The sequence below is a fragment of the Salipiger aestuarii genome (genome assembly GCF_003259905.1).
GTDB classification, from domain to species: Bacteria; Pseudomonadota; Alphaproteobacteria; order Rhodobacterales; family Rhodobacteraceae; genus Salipiger; species Salipiger aestuarii.
On the sequence record NZ_QLMG01000001.1, the window covers coordinates 61434 to 76061 of the forward strand.

Annotated in this window: 16 protein-coding genes; 3 read left to right on the forward strand and 13 right to left on the reverse strand. The window is 66.6% G+C overall.

The window, feature by feature from the left end:
* Window positions 1-29: 29 nt before the first annotated feature.
* Window positions 30-1100: a phenylalanine--tRNA ligase subunit alpha gene (pheS, locus tag ATI53_RS00380; RefSeq protein WP_111549445.1), complete on the reverse strand. Its 1071-nt coding sequence runs from the start codon at window positions 1098-1100 to the stop codon at window positions 30-32.
* 87 nt (window positions 1101-1187) lie between these two features.
* On the reverse strand, window positions 1188-3164 hold the full coding sequence (locus tag ATI53_RS00385; RefSeq protein ID WP_111549446.1) for a bifunctional 2',3'-cyclic-nucleotide 2'-phosphodiesterase/3'-nucleotidase: 1977 nt from the start codon (window positions 3162-3164) through the stop codon (window positions 1188-1190).
* A gap of 211 nt (window positions 3165-3375) precedes the next feature.
* Here ATI53_RS00385 and nudC point away from each other — a divergent pair, with 211 nt between their 5' ends.
* Together nudC and ATI53_RS00395 are read left to right on the forward strand one after the other, a co-directional pair.
* Complete coding sequence (nudC, locus tag ATI53_RS00390) at window positions 3376-4341, forward strand: NAD(+) diphosphatase (protein WP_111549447.1); 966 nt, start codon at window positions 3376-3378, stop codon at window positions 4339-4341.
* Between the two features lie 62 nt (window positions 4342-4403).
* Window positions 4404-4874 carry an SRPBCC family protein gene (locus tag ATI53_RS00395; RefSeq protein ID WP_009504394.1) on the forward strand — a complete coding sequence of 157 codons (471 nt, stop codon included), beginning with the start codon at window positions 4404-4406 and terminating at the stop codon, window positions 4872-4874.
* Window positions 4875-4890: 16 nt separating this feature from the next.
* Here ATI53_RS00395 and ATI53_RS00400 read toward each other — a convergent pair whose 3' ends face one another.
* From ATI53_RS00400 to ATI53_RS23125, 10 genes are all read right to left on the reverse strand, one after another.
* Window positions 4891-5529 carry an ATP-binding cassette domain-containing protein gene (locus ATI53_RS00400; RefSeq protein WP_009504393.1) on the reverse strand — a complete coding sequence of 213 codons (639 nt, stop codon included), beginning with the start codon at window positions 5527-5529 and terminating at the stop codon, window positions 4891-4893.
* Window positions 5522-7204, reverse strand: a complete 1683-nt coding sequence (locus ATI53_RS00405; RefSeq protein ID WP_111549448.1) for an ABC transporter permease — start codon at window positions 7202-7204, stop codon at window positions 5522-5524. Before ATI53_RS00405 ends, ATI53_RS00400 begins: the two co-directional genes overlap by 8 nt.
* Before the next feature lie 4 nt (window positions 7205-7208).
* On the reverse strand, window positions 7209-8411 hold the full coding sequence (locus tag ATI53_RS00410) for an ABC transporter substrate-binding protein (protein WP_009506340.1): 1203 nt from the start codon (window positions 8409-8411) through the stop codon (window positions 7209-7211).
* A gap of 152 nt (window positions 8412-8563) precedes the next feature.
* On the reverse strand, window positions 8564-8893 hold the full coding sequence (locus ATI53_RS00415) for a hypothetical protein (RefSeq protein WP_146609861.1): 330 nt from the start codon (window positions 8891-8893) through the stop codon (window positions 8564-8566).
* Between the two features lie 122 nt (window positions 8894-9015).
* The gene (gene gph, locus ATI53_RS00420) at window positions 9016-9681 is read right to left on the reverse strand and encodes a phosphoglycolate phosphatase (RefSeq protein ID WP_009506337.1); all 666 of its coding nucleotides are present in this window, start codon (window positions 9679-9681) and stop codon (window positions 9016-9018) included.
* A 24-nt stretch (window positions 9682-9705) separates the two neighbouring features.
* Window positions 9706-10260: a thioredoxin family protein gene (locus ATI53_RS00425; RefSeq protein ID WP_009506336.1), complete on the reverse strand. Its 555-nt coding sequence runs from the start codon at window positions 10258-10260 to the stop codon at window positions 9706-9708.
* 3 nt (window positions 10261-10263) lie between these two features.
* Complete coding sequence (gene rpe, locus ATI53_RS00430) at window positions 10264-10965, reverse strand: ribulose-phosphate 3-epimerase (RefSeq protein ID WP_009506335.1); 702 nt, start codon at window positions 10963-10965, stop codon at window positions 10264-10266.
* The gene (locus ATI53_RS24620) at window positions 10962-11468 is read right to left on the reverse strand and encodes a hypothetical protein (RefSeq protein ID WP_511223358.1); all 507 of its coding nucleotides are present in this window, start codon (window positions 11466-11468) and stop codon (window positions 10962-10964) included. Before ATI53_RS24620 ends, rpe begins: the two co-directional genes overlap by 4 nt.
* Before the next feature lie 462 nt (window positions 11469-11930).
* Window positions 11931-12134 (reverse strand): hypothetical protein, encoded by a 204-nt coding sequence (locus ATI53_RS00445; protein ID WP_111549450.1) that lies wholly within the window; start codon window positions 12132-12134, stop codon window positions 11931-11933.
* Window positions 12135-12151: 17 nt separating this feature from the next.
* Complete coding sequence (locus ATI53_RS23125; protein WP_009506331.1) at window positions 12152-12301, reverse strand: hypothetical protein; 150 nt, start codon at window positions 12299-12301, stop codon at window positions 12152-12154.
* 764 nt (window positions 12302-13065) lie between these two features.
* Here ATI53_RS23125 and ATI53_RS23765 point away from each other — a divergent pair.
* Window positions 13066-13242 (forward strand): type 2 periplasmic-binding domain-containing protein, encoded by a 177-nt coding sequence (locus tag ATI53_RS23765; protein WP_223865873.1) that lies wholly within the window; start codon window positions 13066-13068, stop codon window positions 13240-13242.
* Between the two features lie 75 nt (window positions 13243-13317).
* On the opposite strand, the gene ATI53_RS00450 is transcribed toward ATI53_RS23765, so the two are convergent.
* On the reverse strand, window positions 13318-14628 hold the full coding sequence (locus ATI53_RS00450; protein ID WP_009506328.1) for a TRAP transporter large permease: 1311 nt from the start codon (window positions 14626-14628) through the stop codon (window positions 13318-13320).

A 14628-nucleotide genomic window follows, 5' to 3' on the forward strand; every position in this document is an offset into this window, starting at 1 on the left:
AACGATGGGCCTTCCCGAAAGCCCCTAAATCACCGACTAAGTCCACCCCTGATCGTCGGCACATCCAGCGAGGCGAACCCGTAGTTCCGCAGCCAGCGCAGATCAGAATCAAAGAACGCCCGCAGATCGGGGATGCCGTATTTCAGCATGGCGATGCGGTCGATGCCCATGCCAAAGGCAAAGCCCTGCCATTCGTCGGGGTCGATCCCGCCCGCGCGCAGCACCTTGGGGTGGACCATGCCGGACCCCAGCACTTCGAGCCAGTCGTCGCCTTCGCCGACCTTCACCGAGCCGTCTTTCCACTGGCACTGGATGTCGACCTCGGCCGAGGGTTCGGTGAAGGGGAAGTGCGAGGCGCGAAAGCGGGTTTTGACCGCCGTGCCGAAATACGCAGAAAAGAATTCTTCGAGCACCCATTTCAGGTTCGCCATCGAGATGTCCTTGTCGATGGCAAGACCTTCGACCTGATGGAACATCGGGGTATGGGTCTGATCGTAGTCGGCGCGATACACGCGGCCCGGACAGATGATGCGAGTCGGTGCACCGCCTGCCTCCATCGACCGGATCTGCACCGGCGAGGTGTGGGTGCGCAGCACATGCGGCGGACGGTCGTCGCCCTCGGCGCGGTGCATGTAGAACGTGTCCATCTCGGCGCGGGCCGGGTGGTGGCCGGGAATGTTGAGCGCGTCGAAATTGTACCAGTCGGTTTCGACCTGCGGCCCTTCGGCCACGGCAAAACCCATATCGGCAAAGATCGCGGTGCATTCTTCCCAGACCTGGCTGACTGGATGGATGGTGCCGCTGCGCCGTCCACGTCCCGGCAGGGTCACGTCGAGCCATTCCGCCTTGAGCCGTTCGTTCAGCGCGGCATCCGCCAGCCCCGCCTTTTTCGCCGCAAGGGCCGCGTTGATCTCATCCTTGAGCGCGTTGAGCCTGGGGCCCATGATCTGGCGTTCCTCGGGGCTCATCTTGCCGAGTTCGCGCATCTTGAGGCTGATTTCGCCCTTTTTGCCGACCGCCTGCACGCGCAGCTCTTCAAGAGCGGCCTCGCCGGTGGCGGCTGCGATCAGCTCGATGTACTTGTCGCGCAGGTCATTCATGGTCGCTACTCTCGGGTCATGATCTTGCGCATTTCCCTATCGGCACGGGCGCGCGGGCGCAAGCCGGATGCCCGGCGTGCCCTGCCGTCACAGCGCGATGCGGTACACCAGGAACCCGTCGTCGGTTTCGCCAGCCTCTTCCAGCGCCAGCCCGTCGATCGAGGCGGCATGGGCGCGTGCGGCCGGTCCGGTCTGGAACAGGACCGTGGTGTCGGGCAGAGGGACAAAGCGCCAGTTGCCGTCGGCCTCGGGGTCGATGGTGCCCTTTTCGACGATGTAGCGCACGACGACGTCGCGATTGGTATCGGGCGCTTCGAACACCACGGTGTCGCCGGTGCCGGGGAAATTGCCGCCGCCCGAGGCGCGGTAGTTGTTGGTCGCGATGATGAATTCGGCATCCGGGGTGACGGGCGCGCCGTTGCGCATCAGCCCGACGATCCGGTTGGCGTCCGGCGCTGCCACAGCCCCGTCCGCGTCGTATTTCATCGGTTGGGACAGGTCGATCCGATAGTCGACGCCGTCGATCACATCGAAATTATAGCTGGGGAAATCGGGGTTCAGCAGGGGCGCATCGGTGGCGCCCGGCGTGATGCGATTGAACATGCCCGCGGCGCGTTCCAGCCAGTCCTTCAGCTGCGCCCCCGTCACTTTTACCGCGCGCACCGTGTTGGGGTACAGGTACAGGTCGGCGACGTTGCGAATGGCAAGGTCGCCGGCCGGCATGTCGGTATAGTAGTCAGGGCCGCCGCGCCCGCCGGATTTGAACGGCGCGGCGGCGGACAGGATCGGCAGGCCCTCGTATGCGGTGCCCCGCATCATCTGCGCCATATACCAGGCCTGCGCGTTCGCCACGATCTGCACCGACGGGTCATCGGCCACCAGCGCGAAATAGGAATGCAGCGGCGCGCTGCTGCGCCCGACGGGGCGGCGCACATAATCCAGCGTTTCCTCATGCGCCTGTCTGGCGGCGGCAAGCACGGCGGCCTCGTCGCCCACAAGCGGAGTGATCACGCGGTCCTCGCCACGCTTGAAGATGGGGCGCGCTTCCGAGGACGCGGACGCCACCTTCCAGCGGTTGCCATCGCGTTCCAGCAGCAGGTCGATCAGCCCCATGTGTGACCCCCAGAACCCGCCCATCACGGCGGGCTTGCCCAGAATCGTTCCGGCGGTCACATCGACCCCGTCGAACCCGGCGTAATCGGGGGACGGGAACACAAGGTGGCTGTGCCCGGTCATCACGGCGTCAATGCCATCCACCCCTGCCAGTGGCACCGAGGCGTTTTCCATCCCCTCGCTGTGGCGGGAGGACCCGATGCCCGAATGGCTGAGCGCGACGATGATGTCGGCGCCTTCCTCAATCATCCGGGGCACATAGGCGCGGGCGGTGTCGACGATGTCGCGAGCGGTGACGCTGCCTTCCAGGTGCTTGCGGTCCCAGCTCATCACCTGAGGCGGGGTAAAGCCGATGATGCCGACGCGGATCGGATGCGACACACCGGCGCCGTCCGTCATCTGGCGATCCAGGATCACATAGGGGCGGAACAACGTCTTGTCGTCGCGCGCCGATGCCCCCTGGCGCGTCGCGATATTCGCCAGCACGATGGGAAATTTCGCCCCGGCGGTGGATTTCATCAGGAAATCCAGCCCGTAGTTGAATTCGTGATTGCCGATGGTTGCCGCATCGAAGCCGACGGCGTTCATCGCGTCGATGACCGGATGGGTGTCGCCTTCTTTCATGCCCCGTTCATAGGCGATATAATCGCCCATCGGGTTGCCTTGCAGGTAATCGCCGTTGTCCAGCAGCATCGAATTGGTCGCCTCGGCTCGGATCCCGTCGATGACCGACGCGGTGCGCGACAGGCCCACTGTGTCGCGGGGTTGGTCGGCATAATAGTCCCACGGGTAAACGTGGACGTGCAGATCGGTGGTTTCCATGATCCGCAGATGGGCCTGATTGACCGCGGCAAAGGCAGAATAGGGATGGAGGGCGATCAAGGTGGACCCCGCGGCGGTGCCGGCGATGAAGGACCGGCGGCTCAGATCACGAGGGGGATGACAGGGCAAGAGCACATTCCTTTCGATGCGGTGCTGTGAGGACTGGCTACAAATTCCCGAATAACGTGTAATTATTGCATTAAAAAGCGATTAAATACAACCGAGGCGGTATGATGGCGCTGCATAAGTGGCACCGGAGAAACATTTTCGCCGCAGGATTGCGCAGCGCGGCGATATGCTGTCAGGTCCGGCCCAGGCAGAGATAGCGAGGAGCGGCGACATGCGGCATGCGCAAGAGGTGACCTTTGGGGGATCCGGGCTGGATCGAGCGGCAGAGATTCGCAAGGACGTGCCCGCGCTTGCGGCGCTTGCTGGCGACGCGCGCAGCCGCTGTGTCGCGCTGTGGCGCGGCAAACTGCTGGTGTCGGGCAGCGACACGCGCGCCATCGCCCGCCTGCCGCTGGATCACCCGCTGCTGGCCGAGGCCGCCGGGCCGCAGATCTTTCTGGGCCGCGACGCGGGTGCGGCACTATTCGCGCGCGATCTGTCCGCGTGGGAGCCGAACGCCGGCACACCCGAGGTACAGGGGTTCACAGATCGCAGCGAGCAGCATCACCCGCTGTGCACCGATGGCGCTCGGTTCGCCGAATTGCGCGCGATGCTGACCCAGCTTGGCCCGCGCGATGCCGAGATCGCCGCCACCGCCCGCGCGATGTTTGCCTGGCACGACAGCCATGGGTTCTGTGCCCGTTGCGGGGCTGCGTCCGAACCGGTGATGGCGGGCTGGCAGCGCACCTGTCCCGCCTGCGGCACGCATCATTTCCCGCGCACCGACCCGGTGGCCATCATGCTGGTCACGCGGGGCAATTCCTGCCTGCTCGGTCGGTCTCCGGGCTGGCCCGAGGGGATGTTTTCCTGCCTTGCGGGGTTTGTCGAGCCGGGCGAAACCATCGAGGCCGCCGTGCGCCGCGAAACCTATGAGGAATCCGGCATCCGCGTCGGTGCGGTGCGCTATCTTTGCAGCCAGCCCTGGCCGTTTCCCGCTTCGCTGATGCTGGGTTGCCATGGTCTGGCCGAAACCGATGACATCGTCATCGACCCCATCGAAATCGAAACCGCCCGCTGGGTCACCCGTGAGGATCTGACCCGCGCCTTCGCCGGCGAGGATCCGGCGTTGTTTCCTGCCCGCAAGGGGTCGATCGCGCATTTCCTGCTTAGCAACTGGCTTGCGGACCGGCTGGATTAAGTGGACATTCGGCCCCGCAGGGTCATCTGGCCAAACAACAAGACGCAAAGGCGAGGACACAGATGGAATTGTCCACACGCGAGGATATCGAGGCGCCGCTGGATCAGGTGTTCGGTCTGGCCACCAGTTTCGAACGGCTCGAACGGCAGGCGATGCGGCATGGCATCGAGGTGACGCGCGTGTCGCCCGACGGCGCAACGCCCGATCAGGGCCTGTCATGGCGGGCCAGCTTTTACTACCGGGGCAAGGCGCGCGAGGCCGACATCGCCCTGACCCGCTTCGATCCGCCCAACACCATGGTTTACACCGCCACCTCGGGCGGGCTTGACGCGGTGACCACCATCGACTTCGTCCCCCTGTCGCCGATGCGCACGCGGGTCGGGCTGAAGGTCGAGGTGTTGCCCCGCACGCTGTCGGCCCGGCTGCTTGTCCAGTCGCTGAAACTGGCGCGGGGCAACATCGAAAAGCGGTTCAGCATCAAGATCGCCGAATACGCCAGCGAGATCGAAACGCGGCTGAACCGTTCGGCCTGAGGATCTGGCCAGACCGTCAGCGCCGCAGCCGGATCACCGGGCCCCCTGCGGCGCGCGCGTCGTCCTCGTCATGGGTCACCAGCAAGACCGGTAGCCCCGCCGCGCGGGCGCGGGCAAAGACCAGGTCGCGGATCTGCGCGCGCAACCCCGCATCGAGCCGCGAAAACGGTTCGTCCAGCAGCAGCGCCCTGGGGTGCGATAACAACACGCGCATCAGGGCGACACGGGCTTTTTGCCCGCCCGACAAGGTCTGCGGGTCGCGCGCCGCGTAGCCCGGCATTCCGATGTCGGCCAGCGCGGTTTCGATCCGGGCGCTGCGCGCCGCGCGACCCCGGATGCCTGCGGGCAGGCCAAAGCCAAGGTTGCCCCCCACCGACAGGTGCGGGAAAAGCAGTTCGTCCTGGAACAGGATGCCGATCTGGCGGCGTTCGGGGGGCAGGGCGGTGATGTCCCGCCCGTTCAGCAAGACCCGCCCCGTCAGGTCGAAACCCGGCGCCAGCGTGCCGATCAGCGCCGACAGCAGCGTGGACTTGCCCGCGCCCGAGGGGCCCATCACACTTAGCACCTGTCCGGGCGGGACATGCGCGGTCAGGCAGATCATCCGGCGCCCGTCCTTTGCAATCTCCAGCTTTTCCAGCGTCAGCCCGTCATCCATGGCGCATCCCCCGACGATTGCGGAACACCAGCGCCGGGATCGCCAGCGCAAGGGCAAAGGGCACAAAGGCGGCGGCGGTTTGCGCCAGCGCGGTGACCCCGATGATCCGGCGCTGGCCTCCGGCGGCCAGGGCGACCGCTTCGGTCGTCAGGGTTGTCACCCGGCCCGCGCCCAGCAGCAGCGTCGGAAGGAACTGTCCCACCGACACTGCCGCGCCCACCGCTGCCGCCGTCAGCACCGGGCGCAGCAGCATCGGCAGCCTCACCCGCCAGAACACCTGCGTCGGCGACGCGCCAAGCGCCCGCGCCACCGCCGCCTGACGCGGGTCGAACCCGCGCCACGGGTCGGACAGCGACAGGAAGACATAGGGCAGCACGAACACCACATGCGCCGCGATCACCGCGCCGCGCGTCCCGTCCACCCCGCTTTGCAGCGCCAGCACCTGAAGCCCCGGCAAAAAGGCGATCTGCGGCAGGATCAGCGGCAGGTACAGCAGCACCAGCGCCCGTGTGCCAGGCTTCAGTCCGTAGCGGGTTTCGGCCTCAAGGCAGGCAAGCGTCAGCGCCAGCGCCACGCCGGTCGCGGCCAGGGCGATGAGCGCGGTGTCGGCTGTCGGGGCGACAAGGGTGGCGCCCTGCCGGTGCCAGCCCTCCAGGGTAACGGCGTCCGGCAGCAGCGCCGGAAAGCCCCAGAACCCGGCGACCGACCATACCGCCAGCAACGCCAGCCCGGCGATCAGCCCGCCCGCGGTAAGCGCGCCCAACCCAAGCGCCGCCGCGCGCGCTGCCCCGTCGCGCGCGCCCCGCCCGCCGCACACAAGCCACCAGCCCGCCGCGCGCGCCACGGCCAGTTCCGCGCCCCGCCAGAGCCCCAGCGCGCCCAACGTCAGCACGAGTTGCAGCAGCGCCCCGGCGCAGGCGCGCAGGCGCAGCGTCAGATCGGGGTCGTTCATCCAGCGCAGCACCTGGACCGGCAGGGGGGGCGGCGTGCCGGGCCCCAGGATCATCGCCACGTCGACCGCGCTCATGGAATAGGCCAGCACGGCATAGACCGGCAGGCGGATCTGCGGGTAAAGGCGTGGCAGAACGGCCTTGGCCCAGCCGGTCATCCGCCCGTAACCAAGGGCGCGCGCCGTGGTCAGGCTGTGCGCCGGGCGCAGCGCGGGCATGGCGGCGAGCGACATCAACAGCAGAAACGGCACTTCCTTGACCACAAGCCCCGCGATCAGCGACAGACCCGCAGGGTCCTGAAGGATCAGCACATCTGGGGGGCGGTCCCACCCTGCCAGCGGCGCGATCAGCCGCGCGATCCAGCCCGAGGGCGCGATCAGGAACGCCAGACCGAACGCCGCCGCCGCATGGGGCAGCGACAGCAGCGGCGACAAGGCCCGTTCCAGCCATCCAAAGGCGCGGGTGCCGTGCCAGCCTGCGCAGATCGTCAGGGTGATCGCCAGGGCAATCGCTGTCGCCGCTCCTCCTGTCCAGACGCTCAGCCCGGCGGACCGCGTCAGCCCCGGCCAGCCAAGCAGGTCGCGGATCGGCCCCAGCCCCGGCCCGGACTGCCCCAGAACGGGCATCAGCCCCAGCGCGGGCAGCAGCGTGCCCGCCATCCCCGCCGCGACCGGGCCGATCATCACAGCCAGCGTCAGGGCCGGGGCAAGGCGCAGCAGGGTCATGACGTCATCGCGCGGTGCCGTATCGCGCTGTCCAGTCCTGTTCGAGCGTTTCCATCCACGACGGGTGCGGTTCGGCCAACGGCGCCCCCAGCTGTTGCGGGGTCAGCGTTGCCGGCCCATACGAGGCGGCCTTGAACTGTTCGCGATCGGCAGGGTCCAGCCGGTCCAGATCAAGCACCGTGCCCAAGCCCCAGACCGCGGGGTCGGCCATGCGCGCCTGTGCCCGCGGAGACAGCAGGATGTCGGCGACCACCATGGCGCCCGCCTTGGCAGTGGCGTTGAACGGGATCGCCACAAAGCTGGCGTTGCCAAGCGTGCCGGTGTCATGCAGATGGCTGCGCACGCTGTCGGGAAGCTGCCCTGCGGCGATGGCATTGGCCGCCGCGTTGGGGTTGAAATCGAAACCGATGTCGATCTCGGCATCGGCCATCAGCTGCACCAGCCGCGCGCCGTTTTGCGGATAGGCCCGGCCCTGCCGCCACAGCAGGGGGGTCAGCGCATCCATGTAATCCCACAGGGGGGCGGTGACGGCGTCGTAATCGGCCTGGGCCACCGGGGCGGCAAGCATGACCGGATCGCCGGCCAGTTCGATCAGCGCCTGCTTGAGGAACGTCGCCCCCAGAAAATCCGGCGGCTGGGGAAAGGCGAACCGGCCGGGATTTTCCCGTGCCCAGCCCAGCAGCGCCTGCATGGACCGGGGCGGATCGGCCAGCCGGGCGCTGTCGTGAAAGAACACCAGCTGCGCAAGGCCCCAGGGGCTTTCCATTCCATCGGTCGCGACGGTGAAGTCCGTGCGCAACACCGCGTTGTCGGGATCGGTCAGCGCCCGGTTCGGAAGCGCCTCGGCCCAGGGGCCGAACAGCAGGTCGCGGTCTTTCATGGCGGCGAAATTCTCGCCGTTGATCCACAGCAGGTCGATGCCGCCGCCCTCGGTCTGTCCGGCGGACTTTTCGGCAAGCACCCGGCTGACCGCCTGGGCGGTGTCCGACAGTTTGACATGTTCAAGCGTCACGCCCTGCGCCTTTGCCCGGCTGCCGACCCAGTCGATAAAGCCATTCACCGCGTCGGATCCGCCCCAGGCATTCCAGTAGACGGTCTGGCCCTGCGCCGCGTCGAGGACGGCGGGCCAGTCGGTCGGGTCCGGATCGGCGGCGGCGGGCAGCGCGAGCAGCGCGGCGAGCACTGTGGCGAGGATCGTCTGGCGCATGAAGCTCTCTTTCTGGATGGTCGGTCGTCGGGTTATGGCAAGCGCGTATCGGCGGGGTCAACCAGCATTGACGCGAACACAGGAGGCGCGGACATCGGGGCGGGGCGACATGGCCCCTGTCTCCGATATACGGCCCGAACACCGCAAAAGTTTCACGCGCCCGCACCGGTTTCCTTGTTCTGGGGTGGGCAGCGCCGCGAGCCGGGCGCGACGTTCTGGGGTGGTTTCCAGCGCAGTGGGCAGCGCACCGGCGTTCGGGCGGCCGGTGGTCGTGGCACCCGCAACACGCACCCCATGGTTCTGGCGGTCGCGATCAGCGCGTCGGTGCCCGGGCGGGCGGACCCTCCGCCCCGCGACAGACTCTGCGCGCTGGCCGCGGCCTTGTCCGCATGCGCGGCCCCGAGACATGCCGCGCGCGCCGCCGCGACGTGACCGGCCATCAGGACGCGCATGCGTTCCTTGCCGCCGGTGATCCCGAGCAAGCGTCGGCAGGTGTCCTGCGCCGGCGCCATCCCTGTCGATCTGCGTCGAAGACGGCGTTGATGGTGCGTCTCTTCGGTTTTCGAACGCGTGCCGTTCGCGTCAAGGATCGGCGCCTATGGCGTCACGCCAGGATCTCGGCGAAATGGCGCTGTACCAGGCCGGGCAGCTTGTCCCAATGGTCAAAGGCGTAGTCATGCGGCAGGTCGCCAGGCGCGGTCTTGCGATAGCCTTCGGTGTAGAGGGCAAAAGGCATGCGCGCCGCGCGGGAAGTCTCGGCATCCACCTCGCTGTCGCCGACGTAAAGGGCGGCGCCGGCGCCCATGTCGCGCATCACATGACGCAGCGGCGCAGGGTCGGGTTTGTGCTGGGGCAGGGTGTCGCCGCTTGCCACCGCCCCCATATAGCGGTCCAGCCCGAAGTGTTTCAGCGCGATGCGGGTCGGCGCTTCGGGCTTGTTGGTGCACAGGCCCATCGTGCAGCCCATCGCCTGAAGGCGCGCCAACGCGTCCATCACGCCCGGATAAACCACGGTGTTTCTGGGTTCGCCTTCGTAATGGGTCATGAATTTTGCCAGAAGCCGGGCGTGTTCGGCAGGGTCATCCGCCAGACCGACCGCCGTCATCATGCGCGACACCAGCACCCCCGCCCCCCTGCCGATGAACCCACGGGTCTGTTCCAAGCTGATCGCGGGCAGGCCTTCATCCTTCAGCACGAGGTTCGCGGCGATATGCAGGTCGGGCGCGCTGTCGATCAGCGTACCGTCGAGATCGAAGATGACGGCTTTCATTGGGGGTATCCTTTCCGGGCGGCGTCAGGCCGCCTTCCATTTGATCGAACAGCCCATCGACGGGAACTGTTCCGCCGGTCCGCGTCCGGTTTGCGCAACCTGTTTCATCGCTTCGAAAAGATCGCGGCGCAGGTCCGCCGGGCCGGCGTCGCGGCGCGAGGCATCCAGTCGCCCGCGATACTGCAACCCGCCCGCCGCGTCGAAGCCGAAGAAATCCGGCGTGCAGGCGGCGCCATAGGCCCGCGCCACGCCCTGGCTTTCGTCGTAGAGATAGGGAAAGGGAAAGCCGCGCGTCGCGGCCATCGCCTTCATCTGCGCGAACCCGTCCTGGGGGTAGGTTCCGGCATCGTTGGCGCTGATCGCCGCCACGCCGATGCCAAGCGCCTGCAAATCGTGCGCATCCCGGATGATCCGGTCCAGAACCGCCAGAACATAGGGGCAGTGATTGCAGATGAACATCACCAGCGTGCCCTTCGGCCCGGCGACGTCATCGAACCGATACCGCCGCCCATCGGTGCCGGGCAGCGCAAAGCCCGGCGCGCGCCAGCCGAACCTGCAGACCGGGGGAACGGCGGCCATGGTTCAGGCCGCCTGCGCCCGCGCGCCATCGGCCGCTGTACGGATGGCGCGCATGTTGGCGCCATAGACTTCGGGGGTGTCGACGGATCCGCCCTTGAACACCGCCGATCCCGCGACCAGCACATCGGCACCCGCCGCAACCACCAAAGGCGCCGTTTCGGGCGTCACGCCGCCGTCGATCTGAATGTGGATTTCGCGGTCGCCGATCATCTGGCGGATCTTGCGGGTCTTTTCGATACCCGAATGGATGAACTTCTGCCCGCCGAAGCCGGGGTTCACCGTCATAACCAGCACCATGTCGCACAGGTCGAGGACCTGCGCGCAAGCCTCGGCCGGAGTGCCGGGGTTAAGCGCGACGCCCGCCTTGATCCCCTGCGCCTTGATCGCCTGAAGCGTGCGGTGAATGTGCGGACCGGCCTCGATATGGGCGGTGATCATATCGGCGCCCGCATCGGCATAGGCTTCGATGTACTGATCCACCGGCGAGATCATCAGATGCACATCCATGAACGTCCTTACATGCGGACGGAACGCTTTGACGCCAGGCGGTCCGAACGTCAGGTTCGGCACGAAATGCCCGTCCATCACATCGACATGCACCCAATCGGCGCCCTGCGCCTCGATGGCGCGGATCTCGGCGCCGAAATTGGCGAAATCGGCAGACAGGATCGACGGGGCGATCTTGATCGAACGGTCAAAGCTCATGCGCTGGTCTCCTTGGTCGCGCGATCCACGCCCAGCCCTCTGGCCAGGACGCGGCTGGGGCGGATGTCCGCCCCGGTGATGGTGCCGAGCGCGACCGGGTCCAGTGGCCCGGTCACGGTTTCGAACAACCGGTTCGTCTGCCGCAACCGCGCCCGGTCAAGCGCAGTGCGGATCGGCCGCGCATTGGCGAAATGCGGCTGCGCACGCCGATGGGTGATATATTCGGTCATCGCACGGCTGCCACCCGCGTCAAAGGTATAATTCCGTTCGTCTCGCATGGGCCGGGAAATTCTATGGGATGGCCAGCGCGTCAAGCCACACCGGCTTGATCCGCGCGCTGTGCCCGGCGGTGCCAAAGCGTTCGAACCGTCGGCGCGAAGCTTGCGCAGAGCTTGCACCGCCGGGTCGTTGAACCTGCCTGAATCGGCTTCGTCGGGGGTCTGCGCGGCATCGCGGCGGCACTGACCCGCCATTGCCGTCGTCATGCGGCAATCGGTGCCCATGTTGTCCTCGCGCACGCCCGCCGCGATGCCGCGCAGGCCCCCGTGCACGGCGCCGAATGTCAGGCGTCATGAACCTTGCCGGGTTCTCGAACGGGGCGTGGAACCAGCCAGGTGCGTCGCAGGCGGCGATCTCGGGCGCCCCCCGACAGGCGCGCGCCGGACGTATCGTGGCCGCCCTGCTTGGTCTGCGCACGCCCCGGGATTTCGAGAGTCGGGGCGTCTGCACATTTCCTGCATCATCTTCTCGCGGAACACCTCGCTTGGGGATTTCCCGCCGGGGCAGTTGCGGGGCGTGTTGTCGTGGTGATCGCAGAAATACCTCGGCTCGGGTTCGGTCATGGCGGCGTCGCGCTGCCCCGGAAGCCGGTCGAGGCGGTCGTTGCCGGGGTCGAGAAACAGCCCGCCGCGCGGCAGAATGCGGTGGGTTTGCGCAACCCGCGGGCGATCCGGCGCATGTCGAAATCACGCGCGCGGGGCATTCGGCACCGGCAAGGCAATCGTCGATATGGGTGGGCGCGGCCAGTCGCGATAGTTCGACGCGTTGATCGCGAATTCGGTGCTTTCCCGCGCATGGGTCAGGCCCGGCCCGATCTGGGACAAGCGGGTGGTGTCGAGGCCATGCAGGATTGCTGCACGCGATCCCCAGAGGCAACCAGCCTCGCGCATCGCGAACCGTAGACGATTCAGTCCGCCGCGATCTGCTTGCAGCCGGGGCGCTGGCTGGTTTTCTCGCTGTCCTCGCGAATAGACAAGACCGCCCCGGTGCACAGGTTGGTTTCGATGTCGAAGGTCTTGGCAAGCGGGCGCGCGCCCTCGGGGTCAAGCGAGGCCACCTCGGTCCGTTCCTGAAGGCGTACCAGCGGATGCCCGTGCGGCGCGGTTCTGAAGCAAAGACATCGTCGGCCATGACGCCCTGCGCCTTTTGACGATCGCCGCCGACCGGCGGGCATCTTTCGATGCGGCGCGCAAGGCCCCGGTCAACCCGGCCAGGCGCAATCGGTGCTGGGCGCGGACCTGCCGGTCTCGGGCATCTGCGGTCTATGGGCCCTGTCGGCCATCAAGGCCTCCGTCTGCCTCGACGGTGAGGTGCCTGTGATCAGGCCTGTCGGAGGTGTCACGGAATTTGTCGGTATATGACTTTGGATTCGGGAAATCGAAGGCGCAGACTGGCATCGCCGACGCTGAAACAGCCTCGCGCGCTGGAACCCGCCGAAAAATCATGGGCTGTTTCGCGCGCCGCCGAACAGCCGGGCGTGGCGGCTCTTGCGGTTCAGAGCCAAATCGAGACGAGATCATCGGCGCGCACTGGCCATCACGGGGCGTGCGCCGCGTGAACTCGCGGTCGGGGCGCCGCCGCCGGGCGATCATCGGCATGTGCCGGTGGCGCGCCCGGACCATCCGCCTGTCGGCGTGCCCGAGGTCACCGCCGATGACGTGCCGCGCAACACTATGCCGATGCGTCAGCATCCGGCGCCGCGGTTCCTCGCCAGTATGGGCGAGGCAAACCCCTACGGATGCGGCGACAGCGGAACCAGCGAGACGATCACGCAAGCGGTTGTCGCAGGGCTGGGCATCGCGCGGATTTCGAACCACACCCGTGGCCAAGGAGCTGCGCTCGGACCGCCGGGTGGCGCTTGATCTGCCCAGGCTGACGATCATGCGGCACTGGTCGGTTCTGCCCGCAGCCGAGACGCCGCTGTCGGGGGCGGCCCGGACGGTGTGGGATTTCATTGCGGCTCAAGAGGATGCCATTCTGTCGCATTGGTCCGCGTGAGGCGGCCCCAATATTTTTCGTACGAAAAATATTGGGGTTAAGAATTTTCGTACGAAAATTCTTGATGCGCCGGGATCAGCCGCCGGGACCCTTGCGGATGTTGTCGGGCAGCCAGGTGGCAAGGTCGGGGAAAAAGATCAGCACGAACACCATCACCACCATGATCAGGAACATCGGAATCGCGGACCTGGCGATGAAATTCATCTCATGGCCCGTCATGCCTTGCAGCACGAACAGGTTGAACCCGATGGGCGGGGTGATCTGCGCCATCTCGACCACCACCACAATGAAGATCCCGAACCAGATCAGGTCGATCCCCGCTGCGCGGATCATCGGTTCCACCACTGCCATGGTCAGCACCACCGACGAAATCCCGTCCAGGAAACAGCCAAGAATCACATAGAATACCAGCAACGCCATGAGCAGCTGAAACCGCGACAGATCCCAGCTGGCGATCAGATCCGCCAGTCCGCGCGGGATGCCGGTGAACCCCATCGACAGCGACAGGAACGACGCCCCCGCCAGGATCAGCGCGATCATCGCGCTGGTGCGCACCGCGCCCATCAGGCTTTCGCTGAACGTCCCCCAGTCAAGCGATCCCTGTGCCGCCGCCAGGACCAGGGATCCGATCACACCGAACGCCGCCGCTTCGGTCGCTGTCGCGATGCCCATGTACATCGACCCTATGACCACCACGATCAGGCAGATCACCGGCAGCAGGAATCGCGAGTTCCTGAGCTTTTCGACAAGGGTCATGTGGGGTTCCGGCACCGGGTCAAAGCCCTTGCGCCGCGACACTGCCGCGACATAACCCATGAACATCAGCGCCAGCACAAGACCGGGCATGACCCCTGCCATGAACAGCTTGGTGATGCTTTCGTTGATCGTTACGCCGTAGACGATCAGCGTCAGCGACGGCGGGATCATCAGCCCCAGCGTCGCCGCGCCGGCCAGCGTGCCGATCACCATTTCCTCGGGATAGTTGCGCCGGCGCAGTTCCGGGATCGACATCTTGCCCACAGTCGTCAGCGTTGCCGCCGACGACCCCGACACGGCGGCGAACACCGTGCAGCCGACGATGTTGGTGTGCACAAGGCCGCCCGGCAGACGGGCCATCCACGGGCTGAGGCCCTTGAACATGTCTTCGGACAGGCGCGTCCGGTACAGTATTTCTCCCATCCAGATGAACAGGGGCAGGGCGGTCAGCGTCCAGCTGGACGACGAGGCCCAGACCCTGGTGATCATCGCATCCCCCGCAGGGCGCGCGGTGAACAGTTCCATCCCCACATAGGCCACGCCCATCAGTGCAAGGCCGACCCAGACCCCCGAGCCCAGAAGCAGGAACAGGACGGCCAGGAAAATCCCGATCGGGATGAGCTGTTCCAT

Bases quoted from the DNA above. Each gene is read 5' to 3' on its own strand.
- ATI53_RS00410 (WP_009506340.1), bottom strand. From the start codon at position 8,411: ATGCGCCAGACGATCCTCGCCACAGTGCTCGCCGCGCTGCTCGCGCTG.
- gph (WP_009506337.1), bottom strand. From the start codon at position 9,681: ATGAAAGCCGTCATCTTCGATCTCGACGGTACGCTGATCGACAGCGCG.
- ATI53_RS00445 (WP_111549450.1), bottom strand. From the start codon at position 12,134: ATGCGCGAGGCTGGTTGCCTCTGGGGATCGCGTGCAGCAATCCTGCAT.
- ATI53_RS00395 (WP_009504394.1), top strand. From the start codon at position 4,404: ATGGAATTGTCCACACGCGAGGATATCGAGGCGCCGCTGGATCAGGTG.
- ATI53_RS00400 (WP_009504393.1), bottom strand. From the start codon at position 5,529: ATGGATGACGGGCTGACGCTGGAAAAGCTGGAGATTGCAAAGGACGGG.
- ATI53_RS00450 (WP_009506328.1), bottom strand. From the start codon at position 14,628: ATGGAACAGCTCATCCCGATCGGGATTTTCCTGGCCGTCCTGTTCCTG.
- ATI53_RS00425 (WP_009506336.1), bottom strand. From the start codon at position 10,260: ATGGCCGCCGTTCCCCCGGTCTGCAGGTTCGGCTGGCGCGCGCCGGGC.
- rpe (WP_009506335.1), bottom strand. From the start codon at position 10,965: ATGAGCTTTGACCGTTCGATCAAGATCGCCCCGTCGATCCTGTCTGCC.
- pheS (WP_111549445.1), bottom strand. From the start codon at position 1,100: ATGAATGACCTGCGCGACAAGTACATCGAGCTGATCGCAGCCGCCACC.
- ATI53_RS24620 (WP_511223358.1), bottom strand. From the start codon at position 11,468: ATGGGCACCGATTGCCGCATGACGACGGCAATGGCGGGTCAGTGCCGC.
- nudC (WP_111549447.1), top strand. From the start codon at position 3,376: ATGCGGCATGCGCAAGAGGTGACCTTTGGGGGATCCGGGCTGGATCGA.
- ATI53_RS00405 (WP_111549448.1), bottom strand. From the start codon at position 7,204: ATGACCCTGCTGCGCCTTGCCCCGGCCCTGACGCTGGCTGTGATGATC.